This window comes from Parabacteroides caecihominis, from assembly GCF_023656785.1.
Taxonomy (GTDB): Bacteria; Bacteroidota; Bacteroidia; order Bacteroidales; family Tannerellaceae; genus Parabacteroides; species Parabacteroides segnis.
The window spans coordinates 304,417-326,256 of sequence record NZ_JAMOKS010000001.1; the positions used below are offsets into that span (position 1 = coordinate 304,417).

General features: G+C 45.9%; 14 protein-coding genes. 5 read left to right on the plus strand and 9 right to left on the minus strand.

Annotated elements, in window-relative coordinates; all coding sequences use genetic code 11:
* The first annotated feature begins 80 nt into the window (after window positions 1–80).
* From NBH14_RS00895 to NBH14_RS00910, 4 genes are read left to right on the plus strand one after another with little or no spacing between them, the layout of a single operon-like run.
* A complete protein-coding gene (locus NBH14_RS00895) occupies window positions 81–1,043 on the plus strand; it encodes a 2-hydroxyacid dehydrogenase family protein (RefSeq protein ID WP_128133392.1) in 963 nt (320 codons plus the stop codon).
* Complete coding sequence (locus tag NBH14_RS00900; protein WP_128133393.1) at window positions 1,040–1,741, plus strand: DNA alkylation repair protein; 702 nt, start codon at window positions 1,040–1,042, stop codon at window positions 1,739–1,741. Before NBH14_RS00895 ends, NBH14_RS00900 begins: the two co-directional genes overlap by 4 nt.
* Before the next feature lies 1 nt (window position 1,742).
* Window positions 1,743–2,768, plus strand: coding sequence for a virulence RhuM family protein (locus NBH14_RS00905; RefSeq protein WP_128133394.1), 1,026 nt, complete (start codon window positions 1,743–1,745; stop codon window positions 2,766–2,768).
* A complete protein-coding gene (locus NBH14_RS00910; protein WP_186957960.1) occupies window positions 2,761–3,531 on the plus strand; it encodes a TIGR02757 family protein in 771 nt (256 codons plus the stop codon). The genes NBH14_RS00905 and NBH14_RS00910 overlap by 8 nt, the downstream gene beginning before the upstream one ends.
* A gap of 351 nt (window positions 3,532–3,882) precedes the next feature.
* On the opposite strand, the gene NBH14_RS00915 is transcribed toward NBH14_RS00910, so the two are convergent.
* From NBH14_RS00915 to NBH14_RS00955, 9 genes are all read right to left on the minus strand, one after another.
* Entirely contained in the window at window positions 3,883–5,112 is a 1,230-nt protein-coding gene (locus tag NBH14_RS00915; protein WP_186957961.1) for a cyclically-permuted mutarotase family protein, read from the minus strand.
* A 4-nt stretch (window positions 5,113–5,116) separates the two neighbouring features.
* Window positions 5,117–7,225 (minus strand): GDSL-type esterase/lipase family protein, encoded by a 2,109-nt coding sequence (locus NBH14_RS00920; RefSeq protein ID WP_250817044.1) that lies wholly within the window; start codon window positions 7,223–7,225, stop codon window positions 5,117–5,119.
* A 15-nt stretch (window positions 7,226–7,240) separates the two neighbouring features.
* The gene (locus NBH14_RS00925; RefSeq protein WP_436277950.1) at window positions 7,241–9,202 is read right to left on the minus strand and encodes a family 20 glycosylhydrolase; all 1,962 of its coding nucleotides are present in this window, start codon (window positions 9,200–9,202) and stop codon (window positions 7,241–7,243) included.
* A 53-nt stretch (window positions 9,203–9,255) separates the two neighbouring features.
* Window positions 9,256–10,878 (minus strand): BNR-repeat neuraminidase N-terminal domain-containing protein, encoded by a 1,623-nt coding sequence (locus NBH14_RS00930; protein WP_186957964.1) that lies wholly within the window; start codon window positions 10,876–10,878, stop codon window positions 9,256–9,258.
* Window positions 10,879–10,941: 63 nt separating this feature from the next.
* On the minus strand, window positions 10,942–12,186 hold the full coding sequence (locus NBH14_RS00935) for an MFS transporter (RefSeq protein WP_186957965.1): 1,245 nt from the start codon (window positions 12,184–12,186) through the stop codon (window positions 10,942–10,944).
* 5 nt (window positions 12,187–12,191) lie between these two features.
* Entirely contained in the window at window positions 12,192–13,394 is a 1,203-nt protein-coding gene (locus NBH14_RS00940; RefSeq protein WP_186957966.1) for an AGE family epimerase/isomerase, read from the minus strand.
* Between the two features lie 5 nt (window positions 13,395–13,399).
* Window positions 13,400–14,317 (minus strand): dihydrodipicolinate synthase family protein, encoded by a 918-nt coding sequence (locus NBH14_RS00945; protein ID WP_009860539.1) that lies wholly within the window; start codon window positions 14,315–14,317, stop codon window positions 13,400–13,402.
* A 183-nt stretch (window positions 14,318–14,500) separates the two neighbouring features.
* Window positions 14,501–16,117 carry a RagB/SusD family nutrient uptake outer membrane protein gene (locus NBH14_RS00950; protein ID WP_186957967.1) on the minus strand — a complete coding sequence of 539 codons (1,617 nt, stop codon included), beginning with the start codon at window positions 16,115–16,117 and terminating at the stop codon, window positions 14,501–14,503.
* A 35-nt stretch (window positions 16,118–16,152) separates the two neighbouring features.
* Window positions 16,153–19,461, minus strand: a complete 3,309-nt coding sequence (locus NBH14_RS00955) for a SusC/RagA family TonB-linked outer membrane protein (RefSeq protein ID WP_186957968.1) — start codon at window positions 19,459–19,461, stop codon at window positions 16,153–16,155.
* Window positions 19,462–20,556: 1,095 nt separating this feature from the next.
* Here NBH14_RS00955 and NBH14_RS00960 point away from each other — a divergent pair.
* Complete coding sequence (locus NBH14_RS00960; RefSeq protein ID WP_128133403.1) at window positions 20,557–21,768, plus strand: ROK family transcriptional regulator; 1,212 nt, start codon at window positions 20,557–20,559, stop codon at window positions 21,766–21,768.
* Window positions 21,769–21,840 lie beyond the last annotated feature (72 nt).

Genomic DNA, 21,840 nt, shown 5'->3' on the forward strand with positions numbered 1-21,840 from the left:
TTTGATATTATACCTGCAAAAATAGGAATTAATTAACAATAGATTTGTATTTTTGCCTGAATAATAAAACGTAACGACTTATGGCAAAGATATTAGTAACCTACGACATGTTCCGCGAAGGGTTTACCGAGCTGGAAAGTAACTATGACGTGACTTTTCCCGAAGGAAGAGATTTCACTTATGAAGAGGTGTTGGAAATGATTCCGGAATACGATGTTCTATGTTCCATGTTCGACTTTCCGGTGAATAAGGAACTGGTCGACCATGCCCCGAATTTGAAGCTGGTAGCCAACTACGCGGTGGGTTATAATAATATAGATGTGGCGTATTGCCTGGAAAAAGGTATCACCGTAGCCAATACTCCCGACCCTGTCACCGCCCCTACCGCCAACCTGGCTTTGGGACTGATGATCGATACTGCCCGCCGTATCACCGAATGCGACCGCAAACTGCGTACGCTCGGCAAAGAGATGAAGGTGGGTGTACTCGAAAATCTTGGCGTGAATATTACCGGACAGACACTCGGTATCATCGGCATGGGACGTATCGGAAAGGCATTGGCCAAACGTGCGAATGCCTGCGGTATGGAGGTGATTTACCATAACCGCCGCCCACTTTACGTGGAGGAAGAGACGAAACTGAACGTGACGTACGTCTCTAAGGAAGAGCTGTTGGCGAAGTCCGATTTTGTCTCCCTGAATGCTCCTTATACTCCCGATACCTACCATATCATCGGCGAAGCGGAACTGAAACAGATGAAACCGTCGGCTATCCTGATTAATACCGCCCGTGGCCCGCTGGTGGACGAACATGCGCTGGTAAAGGCCTTGCAGGACGGAACGATTCATGGCGCCGGACTGGATGTATTTGAATTTGGCGACTATCCGCTGCCCGAATTGCTGGAAATGGAAAATGTGGTACTGACGCCTCATATCGGCACGCAGACAATGGATGTACGTATCGTTATGGCACGTACCGTTTGCAACAACGTAATCGGATTCCTGGAAGGCGACCGTCCTGTGTCACGCGTCATGCGTCCATGACGGCAGCTTTTGTGTTGAGCGAGCTTCTCTCGGTGGCGAATCCGGAGAAGGCCGCTTTCCTGCAACGTTTTTTCAAGACGGGGCCCGGTGAGTATGCCGAAGGTGATGTGTTTCTCGGGCTGGTCGTTCCCCTCACCCGCAGCATTGCAAAAGCGAATAAGCAGACGCCTTTATCCGAGTTGCAGCTATTGATTGAAAGTGAATACCATGAAGCCCGCCTTTGTGCCCTGCTGATTGTGGTCGAGCAGTTCAAGAAAGCCTCTGAGGCCGACCGTAAGAAATTGTATGATTTCTATCTGGATAATGCCCGGCGCATCAATAATTGGGACCTGGTAGACGTTACCTGCCCGCATCTGGTAGGTCTTTACCTGCTGGATAAAGACCGTACCCGATTATATGAACTGGCGGATAGCGACTGTTTGTGGGAACAGCGGATTGCTATGGTTTCTACCGTCACTTTCATCCGTAACCGTGAATATACCGATACATTGGCATTGGCAGAAAAGCTGATGACGCATACACATGACCTGATGCATAAAGCGGTGGGCTGGATGCTCCGCGAAGTCGGCAAAAAAGACCGGGAAACATTAACCGACTTTCTCGAAAAGCACGCTACACGCCTCCCCCGCACAGCTCTCCGTTATGCCATCGAACATTATCCGGAGGAACAACGGCAGTATTTCCTGAAGAAGAAGTAACATGGATGAGAAAAATAATAACAACGAGATATTAATATACCAGTCACAGGATGGAACTATTAAAGTGGATGTTCTGTTTGAGGGGGAAACTGTGTGGCTGTCACAATCGCAGTTGAGTACTTTATTCGGAAAGTCCAAATCGACCATAAGTGAACATATTAAACATATCTTTGAAGAAGGAGAATTGGATTCTTCGGCAGTTGTTCGGAATTTCCGAACAACTGCCGAAGACGGAAAAGAATATAATACCAATTACTATAATCTGGATGTCATCATATCCGTCGGCTATCGGGTAAAATCACAGCAAGGTACCCAATTCCGCATTTGGGCAACTCAACGGCTTCGTGATTATATCACTAAAGGTTTCGCATTGAATGACGAACGTTTCAAAACAGGCTCTTCCATGAATTATTTTAAGGAATTGCTGGAACGTATTAGGGAAATCCGGCTTTCGGAACGAGTCTTTTACCAGCAAATCAAAGATATTTATGCTACAAGTATCGATTACGACCCGTCTGATGAGATGACGCTTTCTTTTTATAAAGAAGTACAGAATAAGTTACTTTGGGCTGTCTGTGGTAAAACTGCCGCAGAATTGGTTTATTACCGGGCCAATGCGTCGTTACCTATGATGGGATTGACTTCTACGACCTATCCCGATAAAGTTCTTAAAGCGGATATAGCTATTGGTAAAAACTATCTGAATGAAGAAGAAGTAAAGATGTTGAAACTAATAGTCGAACAGTTTTTAGCTTTCGCGGAAGCACAGGCAATGGCTCATAAGCCCTTGTATATGAAAGATTGGATAGAAAAGTTGAAACTGGTTCTGACTATGAATGAAAAAAGTATTCTAGAAGATGCGGGACGTATTTCCCATCAGTTGGCTGTACAAAAAGCCGGACAGGAATATACGCAATATAAAGAGGTGCAGCGTGCATCCGAACGTCTGAATAGTATTAAGGAATTGGATGAAGATATAAAGCGATTGAAAAGGAAAGATACTGATACAGGTAAAAAGAATGAATGAAGAAATAAAAGAAAAACTCCGCCGGTGGGCGAATGAATATAATGTTAGCGGTTTTATCAAGGACGATCCTGTCCAGTTTCCCCATCGGTACACGGAGAAAAGGGATATTGAGGTGTCCGCTTTTATTACCTCCTGGATTTCTTACGGACGCAGGGAACTAATCCTCCGGAAAGCGAATGAACTGCATGATGCAATGGGCCCTAGTCCTTACCGTTGGATTAGGAATGAAGGGTATAAGAACTTGGCGGGAAATCCGGTTGAACACGGTAAGAGAGATACTTTTTACCGTTTCTACACCTACTCCCATCTACGTCAGTTGTGCGACCGGCTGAAAAGTATTTATGAAGAATATGACTCGCTGGAAGATGCTTTGTCTGCCAGTCCTTATCCGAATCCGGTGACAAAGATACAGGATATTTTCTCAGGAATTGAAGGGATTCCCGTACTGACGGGGACGTCTGCCTGTAAACGTCTCGCCATGTTCCTCCGGTGGATGGTCCGAAAAGACGGAATTGTAGATTTCGGCATCTGGGAAACAGCCATCAAACCGCATGAGTTAATCATCCCTTTAGATACTCACGTCCATCAGATTTCGCTGGAACTGGGATTGACCGAACAAAAGAATGCTACCCTCAAAACCGCCGTCGAGATTACCGAAGCCTTAAAGAAGGTATTCCCGGATGACCCGTGCCTGGGGGATTTCGCCTTGTTCGGGTATGATATAAACCGGAGGCAAACTATATCCAACCCTGGCATCTTTTAGCGTCAACTAAGGGAGAAACTAATCCTCGGGTCATAACTCCTTATTATTACCCTGTACACCCTGGCTTATTAAGGTGTACACCTTGCGTAACTATCCTGTACACCCTGGTCGATTATCCTGTACAGGGTAGTTTTAGTGGGTAAGGACTTTCAGACTAGTTCCTTATTACTTTGAAGTTAGTTGTATACTATATTCGGGTTAGTTCTTACCCGGAGCATCTGTGTTGGTGGCAGATGACAGATAAGGTTGCAGATGAAAAGAATGTATCTGCAACCTTATATTTGTTGGTTGATAGTAGTTTATTGGAAGATGTGACAGATGGCAGATTGTTTTCAGAAACTTTATGTAAAACTATTTAATCTCTGCATAATTCACCTGCGGTGTCCGGATACCCGGCTTCAGTTCACCGTTGACGATGATGAGGCTGTCACCTTTCAATACGGCTCCTGCCCCGGCACGGGCCAACTGTTCGTAATCTCCCTGCTCGGTCCATTCTTTGGTAAAGGTGTTGTATTGTAAGAGGAATGTATTGAATTTGTACCATTCCACCGGATAATGCATATACTCTTTTCCCTCTTTTATCAGTCTTTCGAGTCCTTCGAACTCTAATCTTTCTTCGGCCCGCTCCATATAGATGGAACGGTTGAGGGCTGTTAAGAAACGGCCGTAGTTGACGCCGCCCATAAGTAGGATTGAACTGTCGCCGTAAGCAACTGCGCAACCTCCGGTGAAGGTACGCCAGACTTGGCCTTTGACTGGAGGCAATTTAGTCTCCGTAGTCCAACTTTTTGTAGCCGGATGGTATGAGAGCATATCTGAAGAGACAATTGCATCCACATCCTTTCCATACGCATCCTTGGAAACGGGCTGAAAGCCGCTCGACAGGTAAATACGTACTCCGTCGGCCGACTGTTGGGCGGCTAAGACCGGTTGAAGGCGTGCCTGACCGGGGAAGTCCGGCAGTTTTTCCCAGTTTCCATCGAGGTTTTTGTTCAGTTTCATTGAATAGAAGCTATGGCCGGGTTTCCCGTTCTCATTTCCTCCGGCTACATATATCGTGTGGTCGATATAGGTCGCAGAAAGATTATCCATCGATACGGGAAGTGTATCCAATTTGCAAATATGTGCCTTTTCATCGGACCTGGACATGGACAGCAGATAGACATCGGCTAAAAAATCGGTGCTGTTGTTTCCCCCTATGCAGACGATACCTTCCGGTGTCGTGACGGAGGCTCCGTAGGCAACAGGAAGAGGCAGGTTACCGGCTTTTTGCCATTGGGCGTTTTTGTCTGAAAGGTCGAGGGCGAATATATCGCTGTAATATCGTTTGGCTCCTCCCTCGGTGACCGGTTTGTCGGGGAAGTTGCAACCGCCGGCAACCAGCAGCATTCCGTTACTGATGCCGACAAAAGGGGCTGAAACCCCTAATGAGGCGGTGTCTGCCATGCCCGGCAAATCGGGTAGTTTATTCCAGGTACAGGTAATCATATGATTCGGTTTAGATGTTGGTGGCTGACTGCATCCGGCTAACATGACTGCCAGCAGGAGAAGACATCCGGTTAATATGGATTTGTTGTACATGATACTATTGTTTCTTTGTTCTGAATGTTGAAGCCGGGAGTTCATCGCTGTTGACCAGGTTGGCACGGGTGAATGGTTGCCAGCCGTAGCGGACCAGCTTCGGATTCGTAACCTTCTCACTGCGGATTTTCACCTTTCCATCGATTATTTCGGCCTGGGCGGGGAAGAATAACCCGTCGTGTTCCGCTATTTCGAATGTGCGTATCGGCTGTCCGTCGGAGGTGTGCAGGCCATTGGCGTAATCGAAGGTGATGTAGGCGGCGTTGTCCCTGAATTCGACTGAACGGAATAAAGGACCTGACGGAGTGAGTGGATGTCCGTATGTCTTGTTGAGTGCCCAACGGGCCAGGCGTTCCCCTATTTCGCGTTTGTATACCGGATGCACATTCAACGAATCTCCCCGGTCGCTACTGACGGCCATGCCGCTGTTTGGAATCGTCTCCATCAGTTCACGTTGGCTGTTGCGGAACCAGGTCCAGCTCGGACGGTCGATGCTCGACAGCTGAACGTAATAGAACGGAAACTCTTCTCCCCAGTTTTTGCGCCAGCTTTCCACCAGCAACGGGAACAAACGTTCGTGCGTTTCGATATTTTGGGCATTCGATTCGCCCTGATACCAGATGACTCCTTTTATCGGATATTGCTGCAATGGTTGGATTCCCGTTTCGTATAGATAGCAAGGCTCATACGGATGGCGTTGCAGTTTGTCGGATGATTTCTTCGTGTTGAGAACCGCACGACCGCGTACCCAGTCCTGGATAAAGTCGTTCTGTGTCCAGTTATACAGTATATCGGTAAATTTGAATTCCAGTGTTTTCCGGTCTATCCAGGCTTCGGTACCCGACCCCCCGATGGCATTCAGGACGAGTCCGACCGGAACTTGCAGGCTGTCCGACAACATCCGTCCGAAGGCAAAGGCTACGGCCGAGAACTTATCGGCTGTCTGTTCGTTGCATGGTGTCCACCGGGTATCGTGGTAATATTGTAGGCGGTTGAGGGAATCCATGACAGAAATGTCCCATTCCACCGCATTTGTATACCAGCGGGGCTGCATATTGAAGAGACGTATTTGTGGCTGGCTGTCCGCATATTCGAGTAGTTCCTTACGCTGGCTGTCTGCCAGTTCGTCTACCCGGAAAGCCATGTTGGACTGCCCGGAACAGAGCCATACTTCGCCGACCAGTACCTCTTTATAGGTCAGTTTCTGTGAAGCCTGTGCTTTCTTTTTGCTTTTCTTCTCTGTGGCGGGCGAGGCTTCGATTGTCAGTTCATAAGGACCTCCTGCCTGTAACGGGTCGAGCGTGACAGACCATTTGCCGTTGGAGGCGGTTACAGACTCTTTCTTTTGTCCGGCAATTTGCACGGTTACTTTCTCGCCGGCATTGGCTGTCCCGGAGACGAGCAAGGGTTTTTCCCGCTGTAAGACCATATTGTCGGAGTAAGTGGCAGGCATACGGAGGCCTCCGTAGTTACCGGTCAGTTCCCCGTAAACCGTTTTGGCGAGGATACCGGCTCCTTCCGTGTTCGGATGAAGGGCATCGGGCAACAGGTCCGGGCGGTTGTACAGGCCTTCCTGCAAATCGATCAGTCCGGTGTTGGCCAGCCGGGCTATTTCTTCGATTGTCTCCTGCTCCATCCAGTACCAGTCGCGGGTACCCGATTTGAAACGCGGATGCCGGTGTGAGATGGGTGTCATCCGGCAAATCCATATCCGGCAATCCGGATTAGCTTCGCGGAACGACGCTATCAGGGAAAGGTAGTCTTTCACGAAATTATCCCGGTAGTTGGGCCAGTTGCGCGGGTCGGTATCGTTGAGTCCGAGGTGGATGACTACCCTGTCGCCGGCAAAGTCGAGTGCCGCTTTGTATTCTTCCTGCTCGCAGTAAGGGCGATGTCCTTTGTTGAGCAGCGTGGCACCGCTTTTACCGAAATTCACCACTTCATAGCCGTCTCCCAGCATGCGTTGCAGTTGAGCCGGATAAGAATTGATCTCCCGGTTCTCTATGCCTGCGCCGTATGTCACGCTATTACCTACACAAGCTACCTTAATCTTATTCTGACCGTAGGCAGTTGTGCAAAGTAACAGGCATAATAGTAAAAGAGTTTTTTTCATTGTATGATAGTCTGTTTATTTCTTTTTATCCGGTGAATAGACCAGGCCGTCTACCGCCTTTTCACCGTCCGGGGTGACAAAGACGAATGTGAACATCCATTTGTTCAGCCTGACTTCGGGAAGCGTGAACTTTCCGACGGGAAGTTTCAGGAAAACCTTGTTCCATCCCTTTTGCAGGTGTACCCTGAGTGGTTCCCTGGCAACACAGTTCTCATTCCCCAGCGCGGTTTCATTCGATTTTACGGTATGTGTCGCAGTCCATTCCGGCGGAAGCAGTTCCCGGTCGTTCAGCCATACGCGGCTGCCTTTGTAGTCCCACTTGCCCTGCGGTGGCGCCAGGTCCATTTCCGAACGGCCGTAGTTTTGGAATTCTATCCAGGCACCAGCTTCCTGGTCTTTGGGCGAATATACCCAGGTCCAGGCATAAGCGGTATGGTTTTCTTTCGGGTCTTTGTAAAAGCCGGGAACGAGTGTGCCCCATACGTGGCGCAGATAGATTCCGGCACCGATAGTTTCGTTTGTTTCGTAGGTTTTCCCGTCATAGGTATAGCTGTTTTGCAAGGCCGTTTCAGGCGGGAACACGCTATTCAGGTCGCCGTTGTTGGGGAATGCATCGGTGATGCGCCATTTCACGTTTGTCTGTTTTACGTATGAAAATGGGTATCCTTTGAAATGATGCTCTTTATGCCAGAGCATTCGTTGTTCGAATTCGGCAAAGGAAGTGTATGCGCGGCTGTCTTCGGAAGGCAGGTTTGTCCCTTCTTTATCGAAGTATTCGTAGCCTCCTCCCCGCCAGGCACGGTCGGCTATGGCGAGCATGTTGGGATACAGGTGGTTTTCCCGTATCATGTTTTCTTCCGGTTGTACCAGACGGTCGTTCCAGACAGCCAGGATGACGCCTGCCATATCATCGCTGCCTTCGGTATGCCCGTAGACGGTACTGTTGTATAAAGCACGGATGTCGGCAAAGGTATCGAAATGGTTCAGATAATGGAAACGGGAGTCGATGGCCGGTATTCCCGGTTGGGCTTTTCCCCGGTAACTCCACAGGTGTGTCATATCTATTTCACCCGGTTGGTAATGCCAGCCCGGGTTCCAGGAGATTGCTTTTTTGCCTTTCGACCGGACGAATGCGACCATCTCCGGCACAAACCGGGGGTTGGTGAACTCCACTTCGTCGGTCCCGATATGCAGATAAGGCGTATCGAATGTTTCGCAGACTTCTTCTATGAGCAGTTTCAGTATTTTCATTCCTTCCGGACTTTGCATGTCGTGGTGGAAGGTCCGTATGAAAGCGGCACTGTGCCCGGGCATGTCGAGTTCGGGTATCAGCATCACCTGGTGTTGTTTGCAGAATTCAACAAGTTCCTTTGCCTCTTCCTGGGTATAATATTTGCCCGGCATGCGGGTTGTATTGATGCTGTCGTTTATCATCGGAAAGACTTTGCTTTCCAGACGCCAGGACTGGTTCTCGGTGAGATGCCAGTGGAAAACATTGATTTTGTAACGGGATAAAATGGCTATTTCCCGTTTCAGTTCTTCCAGGGAGATATAACTGCGGCCTACGTCCTGCATGAATCCGCGGATACGGAAGGCAGGCCAGTCTGTAATCCGGCATCCGGTGATATAGGCTCTGTCCCCTTTCTTTTCCGTTAGCTGGCGGAGGGTCTGGATGGCCCAGTATACTCCCTGTTCCGTGGTGGCCTCGATGATGATGCCTTGGGAGGATACCTGTAGTTTATAGGCTTCGTTTGCGTTCAGTTTTGCTTCCGGCAATTCTTTTACAAGTTTTACCTGTAGTTTATATTTGCTGGCGGGGTTGATGCTGATGTTATTCTCCTGCAACCAGGCTGTAACTATCTGTTCCGTATTCCCTTCTGCCTGGAGGGCGATTTCTTTTTCGGAGAATGTTTGCCTGTTCCAGTCTACCTGTTGCGGCCAGGGAAGCAAGTGCGGGATACCGGCAGCATAGGCCATCGGTATCCATACACATAATATGAGTGTTATGAACAGTTTTTGTTTCATCGTATTTATTTAATCAGGTCTGTTAGCTTGATAGCCTGGAAGGTCATGTGCGCTACACTTGACTCGTAGAAGATACCGACTGTTTCCTTGTCGATCATAGACAGACAGGTGTATCCCCATCCTTCCGCTTCGTCCAGTAACACCTGATGTTCTGCCGGCCAGGTCAGGCCGCCGTCGAGACTGGCTTTAATCGTGATATGGTTGCGCCCTTTCGTGGTGTTCGGATTGGAGAACAATAACAGTTTCTTTCCGGTGATGTTGTCTTCCGCATCCACTTTGATGAGGCTTGCCATACAAACCGGTTCCTGCAAGGCACTGCGGCTTGAAGGATGCTCGGTCCAGGTCTTGCCCAGGTCTTTGGTAACGGCTACGGCACGGCTGCCGCCACGGTTATCGCGCATGTTGAGCATGAGCACGCCGGGTTCAACTTCTGCCACCTGTGCTTCGGTTGTATTGGTGCGTGCCAGGTTATGCAGATGCCAGGTTTTGCCACGGTCTTTGCTGTACATCACGCCTGCATTCGGTACACGCGTCGCATCGATGAATTGGATGGGGAAAACCAGCGTGCCGTCCTGCATGGTGATGCCGCGTCCCGGGCCCTGCAACAGGAAGTACCAGGAAGGGTCTTTCACCTGCGAAGTGATGTTGATAGGTTCGCTCCAGGTCTTTCCGTCGTCTTCGCTCTTGACAAGCATCAGTTGGGCCGTTTCATCGGGAGTCATGCCCGGCATGGAGTTCCACCAGGCGCGTCCGTTACCCATTCCGTGAGTCCAGGCAGCAACAATCCAGATGGTGTTTGTCTTTTCGTCTACCAGGATGGACGGGTCACCTACGCCGTTTTGTGCATGAGGCAGGCCACCGGTCTCACCGAAAGTCATGGCTACCTGCATCGGCTCCCAGGTTTGTCCCTTGTCCGTACTGCGGCTCACGCCTATGTCGACCATTTCCTGCAAGTCGACACTGCTGTTGTAACGAATATCGTAAACGCCGAGAAGCGTGCCGTTGTTGGTCGTAACCAGTCCCGGGATACGGAAGGCTGCCGAGCCGTCGTCGCCTGCCTGGCGTACACCGATACCTACGCGGCGGGGTGCTTCTGCTTTCCCTTTCCATTCGATGGCTGCGGGTTTGTTATTGATGGTGGCCTCCGGCATCGTGAAGGATACTCTCGACAATAAAGAGGTCTCCGGTTTCATTTCGATGCTTACCCAAAAGTAGTTGGGGCCTTTTACCATCGGCTGTTTGGAAGACAGACTGATTGTCTTTGCCGGGGTGGTAACTTCATCTTGTTTGACAGAATAAGAAGGGTTCGCGGCCCGTGTCTTACCCGGTGTGTAACTGGTAACGTATGTCACCGGGTTGAAGTGCGTGCCTTCCCTGGACGGTGCTTCCGTGCCGCTATAGAATAACCGTACGGATTTTATGTCAGACAGGTTCGTCTCTTCTCCGAATTGGAGTGTGAAGTTATTTAATACATCTCCCTTCTGAGCGGGAATACGCATTTCCAACAGTACATTGTCCGTACGGTCTATCAGAATAGGAATCTGCTGTTCCCTTACGTACAAGCTGTCTGCTGCAAAGGCGGTTTGTGCGATGAATAGAAGACAGAGATAAAAGATGCTTTTTTTCATGGTGATTGTTCTATATGTGTTGTTTGTTAAATACTGAGTCAAATATAATCATATTATTTTCAACTAATCCGTCATGTTTGCCACTTTCGGTCGAAGGAAACAAATCTGAATGAGTAAAGCGATTGCGACGAGCCCTGCCAGCATGGCAAAGTCGTGCCCCAGGTTGCCGGCATCTGTCGACCTGCCCAACAGGTCTGTAATAGCTGCCCCGGCAAATACACCGGTCATGTTCATGATACCGTAAGCCGTTGCCCGGTAACGTGGTGAGATGAACTGGCAGAGAATCGGCATATTATTGGCATCAAAGATACCGAAACCGATACCGAAACACAAGCCTCCGCCGACAATCATCAGGAAGTTATGTCCGAAACCGAGCAATAAGAGCGATGGAATGGTCAATGCCAGTCCGATAGCTCCGGTATAAACACGGCCTCGCACGTTGGTCTGTATCCATTTATCGGATAAGATACCGCCTGCAATGACTCCGATAAACGAAGATAAAGCGATTGTAATCGTTGATAACGGACCTGCTTCCGACATGTCGATTGACAGATTCTCGGAGAATAATGTCGGTAACCAGTTCTTGGTAGCCCAGCCCGGTAGACTCGGTGTTGCAAAATAAAGCAGGATAATCCAGAAAGAGATGTTCGTAAACAACATGCCCATCCCTTTGAGAGCCCCTTTCACCGGATTCTCGACGGCAGCGCCCACCTCTTTGATTTTATGAACGATATGGTCTTTTTTATCTTTCAGGAACAGAATAAGAATCACACTGTATGCAATACCGACAATCCCGAACCAGTGGAAAGTCGTTTCCCAGGTAAAGGCGCTTGCCACTGTCGCACCGAAACCGCCTAAAGCCTGTCCGGTGTAAAGGCCGGTCATGTGGATGCCTACTGCCAGCGAACGTGTTTTCCCCTGGTGGTAATCGGTTATCAGCGACAATCCTGCCGGGATATACAAGGCTTCGCTTACCCCCATGAGGGCGCGCAGGAAATAAATCTGGTTGAAAGTGGTGCAATAACCCATCATCAGCGTGACGAACGACCAGACGAACAGGCTGCCGACGATTAACCATTTGCGGTTTACCCTGTCGGCTATCATTCCCGCTACAGGGCTCATGAATCCGTATATCCACAGGAACACGGCCATCAGGCGGCCGAAGTTGGCTGCCGATTCCAGTTCGGTGATGTCTATCATCATCGCGTCTTTCATGGTGGAGAGCATTTGCCGGTCCATATAGTTCAGTAAGGCTACGCCCCACAACAGGCCGACAACTACCCAGGGATAGATTTTCTTATTGCTCATATCGTTTATTTTGAAAGCATTTCTTTACAAAGCAGGTTACATTTCAGAAGCATCCGGGGGATGTGGAACGGGCCTTTATACATATTGCCTTTGGCCGGCTGTGACAATGTCCCGTCATAATGGAAATAGCCGTACCATTCTCCATATTCCCTGTCCGGGAAACGGGCGTATGTGTATTCATTAATCATCCGGTGCATTTCAAGGTATTTCCTGTCACCGGTAGCTTCATAGGCATAAAGTGTGGCGATGATGGCTTCGCATTGCGGCCACCAGAATTTCATATCGTGCCAGTATTCCTGCTGGGGAAGGTTCTTGCAGTCTTTGAAATAAGTGATTCCACCGTATGTTTTGTCCCAGCCCCATTCCCAGGCCCAGTTGAGGATAGTCAGTCCCATTTCTTTCAATTCCGGGGCCCAGTTGCGGTGCTTGGCTTCTTCCAGGATGAACCAGGCTGTCTCGATGGAATGGCCCGGATTGATGGTTCGCCCGGGGATGGAGTCGATGAATTCGCCATTCGGTCCGACTGTTTCGAGGATTGTTTTGAATTCCGGCTTCATGAAGTCGCGGCGGAGTTCGTTGATGGACTCGTCTATCTGTTTTGTCAGTATTTCATCGTCGATAGCTTCGCGGATGCGGGCGGCCGTATCAATCAGTATCATGCATAAGGAATGTCCTTTGGCGACAAAGCCTTCGCGGAATTTAGGTTCAAGCAATCCCGGTGTGTTTTTATAATGAAGGACTTGTTTGAAGAGGCTGACTGCTTTCTCTGCATAGCTTTTGTCTCCCGATGCGATGGAATATTGCGCCATGGCAATAGCGGCAAATGTTTCGGAAAAGACATATCTTCTTTTGCGGACCGGAACGCCGGTTGCCGTCACCTCATAAAACATGCGGCCATCCGTATCGAAGCAATATTTCTCGATGAAATCAATGCCATTCTTACAAGCCTGCAACCATTCTTCACGTTTCTCTATATGATTGTAAGCATAGGCCAGGATGAAAGCGAAACGTCCCTGAAACCAGACCGATTTGTTCGAATCCATCAGGGAACCGTCCCGGTTGAGGCAGGTGAAATAACCGCCGTTCTCTTTGTCGATGCCGTATTTCAGCCAGAAAGGCATGACATCGTTCACGAGGTCGTTTTTGTATGTTTCTTCCCAGTAACCCAGATATTCTGACGGCTGGGATATGTTTGTCTTTGCTTCCATAGTCGTTAGAATTTGTTACATCTTTCAAAGAAGTTGATGGCTTCCAGTTCTGCTTTCATGGCAGCTTCTTCGGCATCGGTCATATTCTGGAACGGCGTACGGTTTTTACCCAGGTCCAGACCAATCAGTTTCATGATACGCTTGCCTCCTACGATGTTTCCGCGGTAATGGCAGATTACGTTAATCACATCCTGTGAGAAGTTTTGTTTTTCGCGGGCTGTTTCCAGGTCTCCGGCTTCCCAGGCCGTGATGATGCCGACCAGCTCCTTGCCGTTATAGTTGGTTGTTCCGCCGATGCCGCCCTGTGCACCGCCCATAGCCAGGCAGGGCAGAATTGTCTCATCCTGTCCGTGAAGCATGTCGAATTTGCCGTCTTTATATAACCTGCACTGGTTATATTCGTAAAGGCTTTCATAGGTATATTTGATTCCTGCGAAATTAGGGATGCGTCCGTCTACGGTCTTTAAGAAATCTACCATTGAAAGGAATGCGCCGTTGAATGCCGGGATATGATAATAATAGAAAGGCAGTTCCGGTGCCCCGCAAGCTATTTCTTCGCAATATTTCACCAGTTCTTCCACGCGGTTTACTTTAGGGAACGGAGAAGCCATGGCACCTATCCCCCATGCTCCGATCTTTTGTGCGTGGGCAGCCAGGTTACGGCTGGTCTTTACACAAGTACTACCTACATGTACGATTACTTTGAATCCTTCCGGCACAACTTCCATCCATCTTTCGGCCAGTTTAATACGCTCTTCTTCCGTCAGCATATAGCCTTCGCCCGATGAGCCGTTGATGAAAACACCTTTCAAACCGTTGTTGGCTAAAAGTTTGGCATAGGCTTCAATGGGTTCGTAATTCACTTCTCCATTTTCATAAAACGGAGTAAAAGGGGCATCAATCAGACCTTTAATCTTTTCCATGGTACGCAGTATTTAATAGTTGTTATGTGTGTTATTTTAAATATGAGGCAAATATAAATAAAATAATTTAATAATTGCTGTAGCGATATGAAATAATTTGTGCTAGATGGTGTATAAAGTTACCTGTAAGCCGGCTGTCGATAAAAACAGGTCGGTTTACAGGTAACAGTTAGATGAAATAGATTATTCGTAACCTGGTGTTTGAACCAGCTCGGGGTCTTTGTTCAACATTTCTGTTTCAATGGGCCAAAGCACTTTATATGACTCTGCTTCGCTTAGGATAGGCTCGGTTGTTCCGATGCTCCCTTCTTTACAGAATACTAAATGTTTACCCCCTTTGGTAAGGGTCATACGTCGTACATCCCACCAACGTTGTCCTTCTCCAACGAATTCTTTATCTTTTTCGTTGAGGATTGCCAGTTCGTTCGTTGTGAAATCTGCATTTACATAACCGTGCTTGCTAATATTCCAATTATTACCATACGCGCGTTCGCGAATCATGTTGATATATTTAGCCACATCGCCATTCTGCATATTCTCAATTTCGGCAAGCATCAGGTAGACGAGAGGTAAACGGTAAATAACAGCATCCGCATCCCATACGTACTGGTTAGTGCTTACATTGAAATGTCCCATTATTTTCCTTAAGAAAGTACCGGCCAGTTCTCCGTTCGGATGTTCGTTGGAAACCTGATAATAAGCTGCCAGAAATGTAGCATCGCGACGACTGTCTGCTTTATCATATTTCAGGAACATTTCTTTTTTAAACTCATGGCGTTGTTGGGCGGTGGTCCCAACCTGAAGTGTATCGCCCATCAGAACACCATCTTCGCTATTATAACCTATTGTTTTGAATTGTCCGGTTTGATAGTTGTACATGAAACTGGTATAACTGTTAGTCGCTTCACCTTCAGTATATCGTACAGCCATAATGATTTCGGAATTACCTTTATTTGTAGAGGAAAATACATTGGTAAAATCCTCTTGCAACGACAAACCGTAGTTGTTGACAACATTCAATAAATGATTTTTGGCTATTGCCAGATCTGCTTCGTTGGCCTGATTGTCATCGGTCGACACTTTTGCATTCCAGAGATATACTTCTCCCATCAGACATTCGGTAGCCGCCTTTGACCAATAGGCTTTCTTGTTGCTTCTGTTGGATGGGTCGAAGGAATTGTTGTCTCCGAAATATTTCAATGATTCTTCGAGGTCTGATTTGATTTGTGCCATCATGGCGGAACCACTTGCACGGCCTTCGTATAATTCTTCCGGATTGAAATTTCCGTTTACAACTTTGTTCGGGTCCAGCTGCAACGGGGCTGTTCCGTAAGTCCTGTATAAGTCGAAGTAGTGGAAAGCCCGTAAGCCGTAGGCCTGGCCCAGGTAATAAGCCTTGTCGGCATCCGACATATAAGTGGCTTCTTTCGTATTTTGAAGGAAAATATTGATATTAGCTATGAGACCATATAATTCTCCCCATTTGCTCACGCCTGAAGTCACGGCTGAAAGTTTCTGTAGTTTCAGTCCCTGGTCGGATACACTGGTGCCATCTATGGCTAATGTTTCCACATTGGAACCACCGCGGACTTCACCGAAAATAAACTGGTGCTGGTATGTTTTGTCACGCAGGTTTTTATGGAGTCCGTCCATATATCCTATGATATGCTCCGGCTTTGTCCAGTAATTCGAACTACCGTAATAGTCGATAGGCGACAAGTCAAGCGCATCACAAGCGCTACACAGATAAACTGTTGTTGCCAGAACACCGAATCGTATTGTTGATTTTAAGATATTCATATTGTGTATACTTTAAATTATTTATTGCTATTGAATTAGAAAGTAACGTTTATCCCAAATAAAACTGAGCGGGGCAGGGCATAACCGGATCCAGCCTGGCCGTTGGCCGCCACTTCAGGTGTTGCCACATTCTTGGCTCCGGTCAGATATCCGAGATTTTGTCCTGTGATAGAGACAGACGCTTGTTGCATTTTAGCCATATCCGTCCATGTTTTAGGCAGCGAATAACTTAACGACAATTCACGTATGGCAAGATAATTCCCTTTATAGGCGAAAAGGGTGGACGCTGTGTTATAATTGCCTTTTCCTAACTGGTCTGCCCAAAGGAAACGCGGATATTTTGCATTGGGATTGTCTTCCGACCATGTGTCGTAGTATAATTCGGCCGGTACATTGTAGGAACCTTGCATACAGCCCATATACCAAGGTGTTTTACTTTGGGCAGAGTTCTCATAAATCCAGAAGTCGAGGGCAAAGTCAAAGCGGGCATACAGTTGTAATCCTTTCCAGCGCAAGGTCGTATTGAAGCCGCCTGTCCAATGCGGATCCGTATTTCCGACTTTTACTCTATCGTACTGGTCGATTACACCATCGCCGTTTACATCTTTCCATTTAACATCACCCGGTTGGATCGGTAGGTTGCTGGTACCGTTTTGTTCGTTTGCGCTCAGGTTATCCCATACTCCTGTTCCATAGAGAGTCTTGTCTCCCAGGTGTTTGTCAACCAGGTTGGTTGGAATTTCGTCTTTCGATTTGTAAATACCTTCGGCTTTATACATATACAGAACATTAGGTTCATATCCTTCCTGATAGCCTCCGACCCAGATTTTTTCATATGAACCGTCTGGCAGTTTATTACCGGAATAGATTTCGAATGCATCTTGTCTGTTTCTTTCCAGATTATTATAAGGCAACGATACGATTTTATTTTTGTTGAATGAAATATTACCGCTGGCAGTCCATGACCAGTCTTTGTTCTCGAATATTTTTCCGGATAATTCAATTTCAAGACCTTGATTACGTAATTCCCCGTTGTTGTTGGTTACAGAGGAGAAACCGGTTGAAGTCGGGAAGCTCAGATTGGCATATTTATCGGAAGTCAGGCGGTTGTAATAAGTAAAATTGGTTGTCAGCCTGTTTTCAAAAAAGCTCATATCGAGACCTGCTTCAAATGTCGCTGTCTTTTCCCAGCGTAATCCGGCATTAGGCAAACTTCCTATCAGGTAACCGATGTTGCCATTGTATGTCTGCGTGTTGTAAGAGCCTTGTAGCGTATACTCTCCGATACCGGAGGCATTTCCGTTGATACCATAACTCATGCGTAATTTACCAAAGGAAAGGACTGGTAAATTGTCTTTTACAAAATCTTCGCGTCCAAATATCCAACCGGCCGAAACGCCTGGGAAGAATCCCCAGCGGTTGTCTCCCAGTAAAGAAGAATAACCGTCACGGCGGAAAACAGCTGAAAGTAGATATTTATTCTTAAAATCATAATTTAAACGTCCGAAGAAAGAAAGTATTCTCAGCTGTTTATGTTCTGAATCTATTGTACGTTTGTTTTCGCCTTTATCTGTAAGTCCTAAATCTCCAAAGTCATCTGTCGGTGCACCCTGTCCTTCCGCTTTGTAATACCGGTAGTATTTATCATAATATTCGGTACCCAACATTAAATCAACGTTATGATCACGCGCAAAAGTTCGTGTGAAATTTAGGACGGCATTGTAAGTTTGTCTGAAATCACGGCTGTAATCAGCTTTGCTGCTGCGTGTACGGTCGAATACCCCAGGAGTTTTCTCGTAATCTTTTGTAAAAGATTCTGTTAATTGCTCGGCGTAATACCAATTGGCGGATGCGTTGAGTGTTAATCCTTTCATTAGGTCAACCTGGAATGCCTGTACCATCGTGAACTTGTCGGACTGGTTAAAATTCTCCCATTTTTCTGGCTGATAGGACTGGTTTCCGTCAGCAGTTCCCGGTCCTAATTGCATGTTGCCTTCTTCATCCTCAAAAATAACCGTAGGAGGTAAAGACATGATACGACCGAAATAGTTTGCTTCCGACCCGTTTGATCCCGGCATGTTTTTCCAGTTTGCACGGTTGTAATTCAGAGAAGATTTGGATGTTAGCCAATCTGCAATTTTGTAACTTGCATTAGTTACAAATGAATACCGTTCGTAGTAAGTATTAATAGGGACGGCTTCCTGATGATTGTATCCCAGACCTGCATAATAAGTAGCGCGATCATTTCCTCCGGACATATTTATGTTATAATCCTGAGTGAGAGACGGGTTGTTCAGGTTATAACTGGCAAGGTCCGTGTCTTTGTAAATAATTTCTTTTCCGGTGATCGGGTCTGTCATTTTTTGCCATCCTTTTTCCAGAAGGTTAGCGTTCTCGTTACTTAAAAACATAGGACTGTACACTGATTTTCCATATACGTTACCGGTACCATAAGGTTGTGCCCCTTCCAATGAACCGCCTGAATAAGGGCCGTAGCCTTTTACAGTTCCATTTTTGTCGGTAAAGAGATTACCCGCATTATAGACGGCTTGGCGTAAAGCCGAGATATATTCGCCTCCATTTAAAAACTCATAAGGCATATAAGCATAGTTTAAACCGACTTTAGCCTTAAAGTTTATTTCCCGGTGTCCGGCCTTCCCTTTTTTAGTTGTGACGAGAATTACACCGTTACTGGCACGTGCTCCGTAAATGGCAGTTGCTCCCGCATCTTTCATAACCTCCATTGATTCTATATCTTCCGGGTTTATGTCATTTAAGCCGTCACGCAATTGTCCGTCGACAATAACTAGAGGTGATCCTGTTCCATCGAGGTTGGTACCACCACGGAGGACGATTGTCGGAGCGGCTCCCGGACTTCCCGATGATTGGATTACTTTTAATCCGGAAACGGCTCCGGAAAGTGCTTGCGCCGGATTGGAGAACAAACCGACATTTAATGTTTCTTGTTTGACTTTTGCTATGGAATTAGTCGTTTTGGAACGTAGCTGAGTTCCGGAGTAACCGGTAACAACGACTTCATCCAATGTCTGACTATCCTCATTAAGGATGATATTTAATACTTGTTTATCTGTCGCCGTAATTTCAACCGTTTTGTATCCGATGAAGGAAACTACGAGTTTAGATCCTTTTTTCGCTTGTAGAGTGAAATTACCATCCATATCCGTTACGGTTCCGTTTTGTGTTCCTTTTTCAACTACGGAAGCACCTGGCACGGTCATATTTAGGTTATCAAAGACAACCCCTTTAACACTTATACTCTCTTGAGCCCATGTAATAACCGGTAAAAGAGAGAATAGTATTAGAATAAAAAGATTCTTCTTCATAATGATGTTATTTTTGTTTGTATCGTATAAAGGAGTAATACAATAATCCTTTTGTTTTAAAATAAATCGATTAATACGGCAGTTTTTTAGCCGTGGGAGCATTTGCATTCAATGTACGTTTAGTAGCATTCGGGTAGATTCATCTGATTTTCATAAGCATTGATTTTTAGGTGATACATATTTTTATTTTAATTCGATAGAGAATCTGAAATGTTTTCCGACTTTAGGATATAATTGAATGGGAAAGAGTAGGATAAGGGTACGCCAGAGTTCATACAAGACTCAGGTGTTGAATAAAGCTTATAAATATGATATATGTGTCTATGTTTTGTATATCATTGTTTATATGCGATATTATGTGTTTTGCGGAATTAGGAAAGTTTTGTATTACAGATTGTTTTATTTGAAGAATGCCCTCTAAATGGATCTTTTCTGTGATAGATATAAAATAATTTTCTATTTGCGGAGCGTATTATTAAAAATATTTATTTATATTTGCACTGTATTTAAAAAAAGAGCGAAAATGGTATTGTGAGCTGATAATGAAAAAGAGTTTTTTTGGTACCTAATTCCTACTTTGATAATATGCTAATTTTATATCTTTATTAAAGTGATATGTATGAATGAGAAAGATAAATATGACCTGTTTATGCTCAAAGGGTTGGATATTAGCGATCTAAATGATATTCTTGATCACGAGATATCATCAGTCTGGTTACAGGTGAAGGAAGTTATTCATTGTAATGAACCTGAGTCTTGTATGAACTATGGCTTACTTTTTCATTATAATAAGATGAATTAAAATAAACTTATGATTTTCGACTTTTTAATGAATCTGCTATGAGGATGTCGGAGATCTCTGTTAATATGCCAAAACACTCTCTTTTTGTATCTTAGTTCTTAAAAGACTATGATATTCTCTATTTTTTTATTTAAAAGGAAACCTTGTTTTTGAAAGTAAGTGTCATCTTTGGCTTATGGATGGGTCTTATATGGACGTTTATTGTCGATTTTTTTTATTTACTCAGAGGACTATTTGAAGAATATTTATCTACTTTTGTTTATTCAAATTTACAGTAGACAAAAAAGAACACCATGAATACAAAATTCCTTATCACGGCCGATAGCAATCGTAGTGCATTATTAAAAAAGAAGATTATACATTATTATATAGCCAATGGCGATGCCACAATTGCAGAGTTATGCAAGGAAATGGATTTGAGTATTCCTACCGTAACGAAATTGGTAGGAGAATTACTGGATGACGGTTATATCCTGGATTTTGGAAAACAGGAGACAAACGGAGGACGCAAGCCGAATATCTATGGTTTGAATCCGGTTTCCGGTTATTTTGTCGGAGTGGATGTTTTCCGGAGTAAAATTAATATCGCAGCGGTCGATTTCAAAGGAGACAAGCTGCGTATAGAAGAAAATATCCCGTATTCATTGGAGAATACACCGGAGGCACTGGAGATGCTATGCAATTTGATTAATGACTTCATCGACCGACTAAGCGTTCCGCGTGAAAAAGTGCTGGCGGTAGGCGTTAATATTTCCGGGCGTGTCAACCCTGTGTCCGGTTATAGCTACAGTATTTTCTATTTCGAAGAAAAACCGTTGTCCCAGATTCTGGAAGAACGTATTAAGATAAAAATTTATATCGAAAATGATACTCGTGCGATGATGTATGGTGAATATATGCAGGGTGTCGTAAAGGGTGAAAAAAATATATTGTTCATTAATATGGGATGGGGATTAGGACTTTCCATCTTTATAAACGGTGAACTGTATTATGGTAAGTCCGGTTTTTCCGGTGAATTCGGGCATTTCTGTTTCTTTGATAACGAAATTCTGTGCCATTGCGGTAAAAAGGGGTGTATTGAAACCGAAGCATCCGGTTCTGCCTTGCATCGTAAGTTGCTGGAACGTTACCGCGAAGGCAGCAGTACTATTCTCGCTGAGAAAATAGAGAAAAAAGAGAAGATAAAAATGGCCGATATGATAGAGGCAATCCAGAAGGAAGATGTGCTTTGCATCGAAATCCTGGAAGAAATGGGTGAGAAGCTGGGCCGTGGAATTGCCGGACTTATGAATATTTTCAATCCGGAGTTGGTGGTACTTGGCGGAACTTTGTCTTTGACCAGCGAATATATCAGTCTGCCGATTAAAAGTGCGATACGGAAATATTCACTGAATCTGGTTTCTCAGGATACTGAGATCAAAGTTTCCAAGTTAGGAGAGCGTGCAGGTGCATTAGGAGCATGTCTGCTTTCCAGAAGTAAAATGCTTGGGATGATTCATTATTAATTTGTCGATTTGTTCTCTCAATATTCCCCACTATTTTTATTGAAGTGGGGATTTTTCCCCATTGCAATGGGG

Bases quoted from the DNA above. Each gene is read 5' to 3' on its own strand.
- NBH14_RS00895 (WP_128133392.1), top strand. From the start codon at position 81: ATGGCAAAGATATTAGTAACCTACGACATGTTCCGCGAAGGGTTTACC.
- NBH14_RS00900 (WP_128133393.1), top strand. From the start codon at position 1,040: ATGACGGCAGCTTTTGTGTTGAGCGAGCTTCTCTCGGTGGCGAATCCG.
- NBH14_RS00905 (WP_128133394.1), top strand. From the start codon at position 1,743: ATGGATGAGAAAAATAATAACAACGAGATATTAATATACCAGTCACAG.
- NBH14_RS00910 (WP_186957960.1), top strand. From the start codon at position 2,761: ATGAATGAAGAAATAAAAGAAAAACTCCGCCGGTGGGCGAATGAATAT.
- NBH14_RS00915 (WP_186957961.1), bottom strand. From the start codon at position 5,112: ATGTACAACAAATCCATATTAACCGGATGTCTTCTCCTGCTGGCAGTC.
- NBH14_RS00920 (WP_250817044.1), bottom strand. From the start codon at position 7,225: ATGAAAAAAACTCTTTTACTATTATGCCTGTTACTTTGCACAACTGCC.
- NBH14_RS00925 (WP_436277950.1), bottom strand. From the start codon at position 9,202: ATGGCCTATGCTGCCGGTATCCCGCACTTGCTTCCCTGGCCGCAACAG.
- NBH14_RS00930 (WP_186957964.1), bottom strand. From the start codon at position 10,878: ATGAAAAAAAGCATCTTTTATCTCTGTCTTCTATTCATCGCACAAACC.
- NBH14_RS00935 (WP_186957965.1), bottom strand. From the start codon at position 12,186: ATGAGCAATAAGAAAATCTATCCCTGGGTAGTTGTCGGCCTGTTGTGG.
- NBH14_RS00940 (WP_186957966.1), bottom strand. From the start codon at position 13,394: ATGGAAGCAAAGACAAACATATCCCAGCCGTCAGAATATCTGGGTTAC.
- NBH14_RS00945 (WP_009860539.1), bottom strand. From the start codon at position 14,317: ATGGAAAAGATTAAAGGTCTGATTGATGCCCCTTTTACTCCGTTTTAT.
- NBH14_RS00950 (WP_186957967.1), bottom strand. From the start codon at position 16,117: ATGAATATCTTAAAATCAACAATACGATTCGGTGTTCTGGCAACAACA.
- NBH14_RS00955 (WP_186957968.1), bottom strand. From the start codon at position 19,461: ATGAAGAAGAATCTTTTTATTCTAATACTATTCTCTCTTTTACCGGTT.
- NBH14_RS00960 (WP_128133403.1), top strand. From the start codon at position 20,557: ATGAATACAAAATTCCTTATCACGGCCGATAGCAATCGTAGTGCATTA.